An 8,465-nucleotide genomic window follows, 5' to 3' on the forward strand; every position below is an offset into this window, starting at 1 on the left:
CCGGTGATCTTTTTTATCCTTTCTAATACCTTTTACTCCGATATTTCTACCTCCCAGCCATAATCAATATATTCCCAGTCAAAATCATCATCTTTCACACGGATCATCATAAAACCTTCCTCATAGCCATGATTCGGGCCGGTCCACCAGCGGGCTGAAACCGCACCACCGGTAAGAAAATGAACACCATCAACATAAATATCTTCTATGGTATGCAGATGGCCCTGAAGCACAAGCCTGAGGTTATGCCCTGCAAACAGATCTATCACTTCTTTGCCATTAGCTACAACCAGGGAAGAATCATTGGCTTTGGTGGTACCATAATACTTCTGCATAAAAATCGTAAATATTGGAATATGGGTGCTGATCACCAAAGGTGTGGCTGAATCGGTTTTTGCCAGCTCCTTTTTAATCCAATCGATTTGTGCATCATCGATGAGGCCGATATAACGGCTCTTCCTGGTATCTTCGATAGAATTCAGGATAAAGAACTTCCATCCTTTATGTTCGAAAGCGTAATAGCTGGGGCCCAATCGTTTTTCAAACATTTTTTCTCCATACTCAGGATGGGATGTATCGGCGCCGCTTTTTTCATAAATACCGTAGATCTCATGGTTCCCGATGGTATTGTAAACCGGCATGGTAAAATCTGCGCTTATTTCCCTGTAAAGGTTATACAGACTGTCGGAGCGTTCCCAGGATTGTCCCAGTGCATCCATTATCAAATCGCCGCCAGTGATCACAAAATCAGGGTTCAGTTCGTTGACAACCTTCACTGCCTGCCGGAAACCTTCATCAGCCCGACGCTCAGGCTGTACATGAATATCGGTCAGGAAAACAAAACTGAATTCATCGGAAACCGAATTCACATCCAGCTTGCTGCATCGATTGAATCCAACCAGCAAAACCAGGCTCAAAGCCACGATGGCAAAAATCTGAAAATGTATTTTTTTCATTTCTTTAGTGATTTGATAAGAGTTGTAAAGCTAAGGAATTATGGCTTTATTGAAATCATCCTTCAATTATTAATTTGTTAAATTTACGGCATTAAAAAAAATACGATGATGATAAAGAGACTTACATTTCTTATTTCCGGTTTGCTTCTATCGGTATGGATGCAGGCAGGACCGGTAAATGAACTGATCCTGAAAGCAGGATCTGCTGAAGATTTTCCCAAGGCGAATTACCTGACCATTTTCGACAGCACGAGTGTGGATGTTCAGGAAACAGGGCTAAGTTATGTTAACATTCACAAGCTTTACAAAATATTAACGGCAGCGGGCGCAAAGGAACTGAGTACGGTTACCTTTGGTTATGACCCATTATCAGCGTGGGTAGACATTAAGAAGGTAGTTGTTTACAGGAAATCCGGAGAGGTAGAAGAACTGGATATCACGAGGGTTTTGGATTATCCGGCCCCGGCCCGTGCAATATACTGGGGTGCCAGCGAAAAGATGCTGGAAGTAGGCAGGTTGGAACCGGGTGATGCCCTGGAAGTATTCCTCTTCAGGAAAGGCTTTACTTATGCTCTTCTCCTGGATAATAGCCCGGGAGATGAAAAGTATATTCCCCCCATGAAGGGGCATTTTTATGATATCATTGAGTTTTGGAGCAATGAACCCATCCTGGAAAAAGTATATAAGACTGCCATCCCCAAAGATAAAACCGTTCAATACGAATTTTATAACGGAGAGGTTAGATCGTCGGCCGTTCTTATAGACGATAAGATGGTTTATACCTTCACGAAGACCAACATCCTGCCGATGGAGTCAGAGCCTTCACAGGTTGCATGGTCGGATGTTGCCCCCAAATTGCTTATATCAACAAGCCCCGACTGGAATGCCAAGTCGCTTTGGTTCTATGGTGTGAATGAGGATTTCGGAAGTTTTGAATACACTCCTGAAATCAAAGCTAAGGTTGACGAATTGCTAAAGGAAGCCCATACCGAGATGGATTCCATTTCCATTTTAACGCATTGGGTAGCTGATGAGATCAGGTATTCAGGAATTTCGATGGGAGAAGGAGAAGGATATACGCTTCACAAGGGGGAGATGACATTCACCGATCGTTGCGGTGTTTGCAAAGACAAGGCAGGGATGCTCATCACCATGTTGAGAGCTGCAGGATTTGAGTCCTATCCTGCCATGACCATGGCCGGTTCCCGTATTGATTATATCCCGGCCGATCAGTTCAATCACAGCGTAACTATCGTAAAACTCCGCAACGGGGAATATATGCTGCTTGACCCAACCTGGGTGCCTTTTCTCAGAGAACTGTGGTCCAGTGCTGAGCAACAACAGAACTACCTGATGGGAGTACCTGAAAGCGCCGACCTGATGATAACACCCGTCTCTGACCCGGAAAATCATTTTATCAGGATTTACGGCACCTCCGAGATTTTACCTGACGGAAGCCTCGAGGGAACTGTGAACCTTATTGCCGAAGGACAATCAGATGCTGCCATCCGCAGGATGTTTACGGGATATCCCGCTGCGGAATGGGAAAAAAACATAGAAGCAGAGATCAGGAACGAGTTTCCTCTGGCTGAAATCCTGGAAACAGAATACGATGACCCCTGGCAATATATGAAAGGGCCGATCAAACTGAAAGTCAAATATAAAATTCCCGGATTTGCCATTGTGAGCGATGAGGAGATACTTTTCACCCCGGTGATCGCTTCTGAGATCTTTATGAGAGGTATGAGTCATCTTTATATGAACACCGGCATCAGCGAAAGAAAATATCCATTCCGCGACCGTTGCTCGAGATTAGTTAAACTGGAAGAACAAATCAAGCTTCCTGGAAAATATTCAGCATTCTATCTGCCATCCGTAGAAAATTTTGAAGGTGCATCAGCTTCATTCGAAGGAGGATACAAACTTGGAATCAAAGGCGATGTGCTCAGGCTTAACGAACGCATTGCATTAAACAAAAGAATATACGAAAAGGATGAATGGCCTGAATACCGTAAGGCTGTAGAAGCACAGAAAAAGCTCGCCTCAGAGCCTGTTATCCTGCGAAAAGTGAATTAACATGATCCTGAAAAAATAATATTATGAAAAGAGTATACATCATAGCATTTTTATTCATTCTTGTGATGAGCGACCGGGGATTCACACAAAACAGCCCCGAAGATGCAACTTATCGTTTACTTGTTAAGGAGTACACACTGAATGCGGACGGAAGCAGTGATTTCAGGCTCTACAAAGAGGTACTTCTGAATACCCACCGGGCCTTTCACCGCGATCAGGGTGAGACATTTATTGTTTACAATCCCGAATATCAAGCTTTAAAGATCAATGATTCTTACACTGTAATGGCAGATGGAAAGAAAGTAGTCACACCCGCGAATGCTTTCAATGAAGTATTGCCTCGTTTTGCAGCCCAGGTACCCGATTACAATCATCTGAGAGAAATGGTGGTAACACATACAGGACTGGAAATAGGGGCCGTTATTTACCTCGACTATTCCATTCACACGAAAAAGGGATTTATGCCCGCATTTATGGGAGATGAATCTCTGATCGGGGAAGCACCAGTAAATGAGATGCGGCTTATCGTGCATATACCGGCAGATAAGCAACTGATGCAGAAAACCTTTAATATCCGGACAGCTCCGGAAGAGGCCACTGCCAATGGAATGAAGACTTACACCTGGGTATTCAGGAATTTACCTGCTGAAAAGTGGGATTCGCACCAGGATCATTCCATGGATCCGAGGGTTATTTTCAGCACGGAAGATCTGAAAAGAGCGTATTTCAGCATAGTAAAGCAGGATGCTTTCACATTCATGACTCCCCCGGAACTGGCTGCGATTGCGGCTGAAATAGCCAAAGCGGAAGGGGACAATCTGAAGACTATCATGAAATTGCAAGCTATAGTAAGTAAAGATTTAAACACATGGAATGTCCCTGGTATTTACAATGGGTTCCAATGCCGTACGCCCCAGGAAGTCTGGAAAAGCAACGGAGGCACTCCCATGGAGAAATCTGTTTTGCTGGCCTCCCTGCTTATGAATGCCGGGATCAATGCGCGGCCCTTGATGGTCTTTCCATCAAAATTCTATGATCCTTCTGTTGCCTGTCTGTCTTTAGCTGAATCCTTTCTTGTCCAGATTAATCCCCGTGAAACGGAGCAATGGATATTATCAGCCACCGGAACGGGCGACCGTAACCTGCGCTATGATCTTCCCGGACAAACTCTTCTCCTGTTGGATGGATCGGCCGAAAGCCTCCGCACGTTTGAATACCCGTTGGAAACGGCCATAGTTAACCTGGGTGCAGGATTGGTTATCCAGGATACCGCAAGAATGACAGGGACAATGACCCTGGAACTGACCCGGCAGTTCAATCCGTATTATCGTCTGAAAAATGATGCCGGACAGGCTGCAGGACTGATCTCAGGAGTTTCCAAATCCAATATAAAAAATTCTGAAGTAAAGAAACTCAGTGAATCAAAGTCCTTAACCACTTATGAACTCGAATGTGATAAACCCTTCCGCGGCTATGCAGGATATTTTTATCTTAATCTGCCCGAAAGCCGTGAAGGCTTCGAAAGCTGGAACATCCGTTTTCTGTCAGCTTACCGCGATGGAACCTATGTGCTACCCGACCTGCTTGACCAAACCAACGAATATTCTATTGTCTTTCCTGAAAGCATAGAACTGTTATCACCACTGCAGAACAGCGAACTTGACTATAGTTTCGGAAAACTCACGATCACGATGAAGCTCAAAGGAAATGAGTTACTGATCAAGAAACAGTTGCTGATCCGTGAAAGGATCATCAGGCAGGCAGATTATCAGGATTTACGTAATATGGTCAACGTCTGGATCAATCCCGGCCTGAGAGAGCTTGTTTTCAGATCCCGGACGTATTAAGGTTTCCCAGTGTAACGGTAATGATACGTTTGACATCGCGGTTATTATCAGCAAAAATCTTCATGGTAACCTGAAGGTGCAGGTTATAAATATTCATGTGGACTTCCTTTGACTGAATCTGTCCGATTTTAAGGATATCGGTATTGATGATCCCGGAGCGTCGTGAAACCTCGCGGTCGAGAATCTGGTTTTCCCCTTCATCAATATATTTCCTGTCGTAATCAAGAAATTCCTGGATATTGGCAATATCATCAACCGTATAAACCTGCAGGTTTTCAAATCCATCAATATTGGCAAGGAACCAGTCGTAAGTGTTCTGATCAAGGAGGCAACGGTTCAGGCTGTCTTTCTCCAGGATACGGGCATTATTGATGATGGCGCTGCCGTAAAAGTTATTGTCGAAACTGAAAATAGTGTCATTTGTAATGGCATACCGGAGGCTGAGACTTCCTATGATATCCCTTAACCTCGGATAAAGGTGATAAGCATTGTAAGCCCTGACCATCACTTCAAAATTGATAGCGAAGAACAGAGCATGCAGTGGTGTATCGAAGATGAGAAATCCGCCATCACCCATGGAAATATACGATCGCTCTATACGGTCTTTACTGTATCTCTGAAAAATATACTGGTTATTTTCCAGACATAAGCGGGTTGCTTTTTCAAAAAGTATTTTAAACAATACAGGTATGAGTGTTTGCTCCAGATGTTTATACAGGCCATAGCGGTAGATATCAATACCCAGGACAGAAACCCGGGTAAAGTTTTTGGTGTCGACATATTGTTCTATTGCTTTGTATAGTTCGGTACTGTCGGGTATTACATTCACCTTTTCATAAATGGATTCTGTATCCATTTCCTTTAAAATGCCCAGGATGATGTCATAATTCATCCTTTTCAATGGTTTTGCCATGGTATATTCAATGCTGTTTGTTAGTAAAGTCGATACAAAGATAAAGGCTATTTTGATTTATACCAGAAAAGTAGTATTAAGTAACTGGAATAATGTCACATACACCCCAAATGCTTATTAACAATTGTTAATAACCTCTGTGAATACAATGTGCATATAACTTAGTCCGAAATCCTTGACAGCCCGGTACTTTTACGCTATCTTTGATTGACCAAGTGAGGGATAAAAGACTGGCTCACACAAGCAGGAAACCAGCAACGCTTCACCCTGGTGAGGCAGCGCGAACCTCCTGAGCCGGTTACCTAAAACCGAAAGGTTGTCAGTAGCCCAAGCGTTCTTAAAAGAGTTGTTTTCCGGACTTGTAGCTCTCTAACGGGAACTGCAACCCCCCGGGATCCGGTGCGGAGGATACACCACCCTCGGGTGATGCACACCAAAAGCACCAGTCAGAATAACTGTAGCTTGGCGCTCTTCCGGTGCTACGGTACCGCAGGAGTGAAAGGAGCCTATCCGAACAGGATGGGCTCCTTTAGTTTTTTTACATTAACGGGTAATGATGCGGCTAAGACGGGTATTGATCTCCCTGCTGATTTTTTTCAGTTCCTTTTGCTCTTCTACAAGCATAAAAACATCATCGTCAGCAGAAATATCTTTTAGCCTTTTCTGGTTTCTGAATATTTCCTTTTCCACTTCACGGGCCTTTAAGGCCAGTAAGGATGTCTGGACAGTTATCTTCAATCGGTCCTTTTCTGTAGGTACAAAAATCTTTTTCGATTCCCAGTTTTTGCTGAGTTCGTAAGACAAACTAAGAAGGTCGACAGCCATGGAGCGGATCTCACTGTCTTCATGATCAATAAAATGGCGTGTATCGGGGATCATATCCCGCTTATCGAAGTTATGATATTCGTCAAAGATTTTCTGAAATACTGGATCAGAAAAGCGGATATCATCCTGGAGTATATCGGCCAAAATGAATTTGGCCACCGGGTACTTTTTAACCACCGGCCTGTTCCGTTCATCCAATTCCTCGATATCAATAAGGTCACTGCCATAATTAAGTAAAAGGCGAATGATATCTTTTTCCTGGTAGGCCGTATCCAAAGGATCGGGAATTTTCTGGACCGGTGCGGTATATTTTGTTTCACCCGGAATACTCTCATCTGAGCCATGGGAAGTTTTATTACTGATCCTTTTTCTCAGGATGCGGTTCAGCTCATTCATCAGGGTTTGCTCCGGAATGTCCAGTACAGTAGAGCACTCCTTCACATAAACATTACGGAAAATGGGTTCCGGTACCAGGCTTATGGTTTTCACAATCTCCTTGATCAGTCCGGCTTTTTTGATCGGATCGCCTTCGGCATCACGGTTTAGCAGGGAGGTCTTGAAACGGATAAAATCTCTGGCTTCGGCTTTCAGATAGTCCGTTACTTCGGTAATCCTGTGTTTTCTGACAAAGGAATCAGGGTCTTCTCCTTCAGGGAACATCACGATCCTCACATTCAGACCTTCTTCCAGGATGAGGTCTATTCCCCGGAAAGAAGCCTTCAAACCGGCTTCATCACCATCATAAAGAATGGTAATATTCAGCGTATACCGGCGAATCAGCCGGATCTGTTCCTGGGTAAGGGCCGTACCTGAACTGGCTACTACATTTTCTATCCCGGACTGATGCAAGGAGATCACATCTGTATAACCTTCCGTAAGATAGCAGTTGTCATCCCTGATAATTGCATTTTTCGCAAAATACAAGCCGTATAAAACTTCACTTTTATTATATATTTCGGATTCAGGGGAATTGACATACTTTGGCTTCTTATCGTCTTTCACGAGAATACGTCCGCCGAAACCCATAACCCGCCCTGAGACATTGTGAATGGGAAACATGACCCTCCCCCGGAAACGATCGTAAAGCCTTCCGTTTTCCTTATCAACCGACAAGCCTGTCTTTACCAGATAATCCTTATTATAGCCATGTTCAAGAGCATACTTCGTAAATGCTTCCCATTCTTCCGGACTATAACCGAGTTGAAATTTCTTTATGGTATCATTATGAAAACCTCTTTCCCTGAAATAGCTCAGTCCAACAGCTTTGCCTTCCTCCGTTGCAAGGAGTTGGTCACTAAAATAATTCTGGGCAAACGCAGTTACATGAAACAGCGTTTCCCTTTCGTTCATTTTCAGTATTTCATCCGGATCCGGTTCTTTCTCTTCAATCTCAATATTATATTTTTTTGCCAGGAACCTTAATGCTTCAGGGTAGGTATAATGTTCCAGTTCCATGAGAAAGGAGACCACGTTTCCTCCCTTGTTGGAGCTAAAGCATTTGAAGATGTTCTTCGACGGGGACACATAAAAAGATGGATTGGTTTCATTAGTAAAAGGGCTGAAACCCTTGTAATTTTTTCCGCTTTTCTTCAGGTTGACGTATTCCCCGATCACCTCTTCTATGCGGGCTGCCTCTAAAATCTTTTGTATAGTTTCTTTAGGTATCATCGTATTCTTTCTTCCAGGTATGTCTTTCTGATTTCGTCCAGGTCTTCCGGTTTCATCCTTTCCGGTTCATATCCGGCGCTACGGACCATAAAAAAGATCCGGGCTGCTTTGGCGAGTATATCGATCAGGTCGAAGGCCTCAGGCAGGCTGGGACTAACGGCCAGGGCGCCATGTTTTTCC

The 8,465-nt window shown here is 43.8% G+C and carries 6 protein-coding genes; 2 read left to right on the forward strand and 4 right to left on the reverse strand.

Translation table 11 applies throughout. The features are described 5' to 3' along the window. Positions 1–32 precede the first annotated feature (32 nt). Positions 33–956 (reverse strand): metallophosphoesterase, encoded by a 924-nt coding sequence (locus tag KKA81_06725; GenBank protein ID MBU2650609.1) that lies wholly within the window; start codon positions 954–956, stop codon positions 33–35. A 105-nt stretch (positions 957–1,061) separates the two neighbouring features. Between KKA81_06725 and KKA81_06730 the strand changes: the two genes are divergently transcribed. Both KKA81_06730 and KKA81_06735 read left to right on the forward strand, forming a co-directional pair. After that, positions 1,062–3,032, forward strand: a complete 1,971-nt coding sequence (locus KKA81_06730) for a DUF3857 and transglutaminase domain-containing protein (protein MBU2650610.1) — start codon at positions 1,062–1,064, stop codon at positions 3,030–3,032. A 23-nt stretch (positions 3,033–3,055) separates the two neighbouring features. After that, positions 3,056–4,879, forward strand: a complete 1,824-nt coding sequence (locus KKA81_06735; protein MBU2650611.1) for a DUF3857 domain-containing protein — start codon at positions 3,056–3,058, stop codon at positions 4,877–4,879. Here KKA81_06735 and KKA81_06740 read toward each other — a convergent pair. The 3 genes from KKA81_06740 to KKA81_06750 form a co-directional block, all read right to left on the reverse strand. Continuing rightward, positions 4,860–5,792: a hypothetical protein gene (locus KKA81_06740; GenBank protein MBU2650612.1), complete on the reverse strand. Its 933-nt coding sequence runs from the start codon at positions 5,790–5,792 to the stop codon at positions 4,860–4,862. The two genes, KKA81_06735 and KKA81_06740, sit on opposite strands and share 20 nt — an antisense overlap. Before the next feature lie 543 nt (positions 5,793–6,335). After that, the gene (gene dnaG / locus KKA81_06745) at positions 6,336–8,285 is read right to left on the reverse strand and encodes a DNA primase (protein ID MBU2650613.1); all 1,950 of its coding nucleotides are present in this window, start codon (positions 8,283–8,285) and stop codon (positions 6,336–6,338) included. After that, positions 8,282–8,465, reverse strand: a 184-nt coding sequence (locus KKA81_06750; GenBank protein ID MBU2650614.1) for a rhamnulose-1-phosphate aldolase, incomplete at its 5' end; no start/stop codon positions are given. The genes dnaG and KKA81_06750, both read right to left, overlap by 4 nt.

It is taken from the genome of Bacteroidota bacterium, assembly GCA_018831055.1.
Taxonomy (GTDB): domain Bacteria; phylum Bacteroidota; class Bacteroidia; order Bacteroidales; family B18-G4; genus M55B132.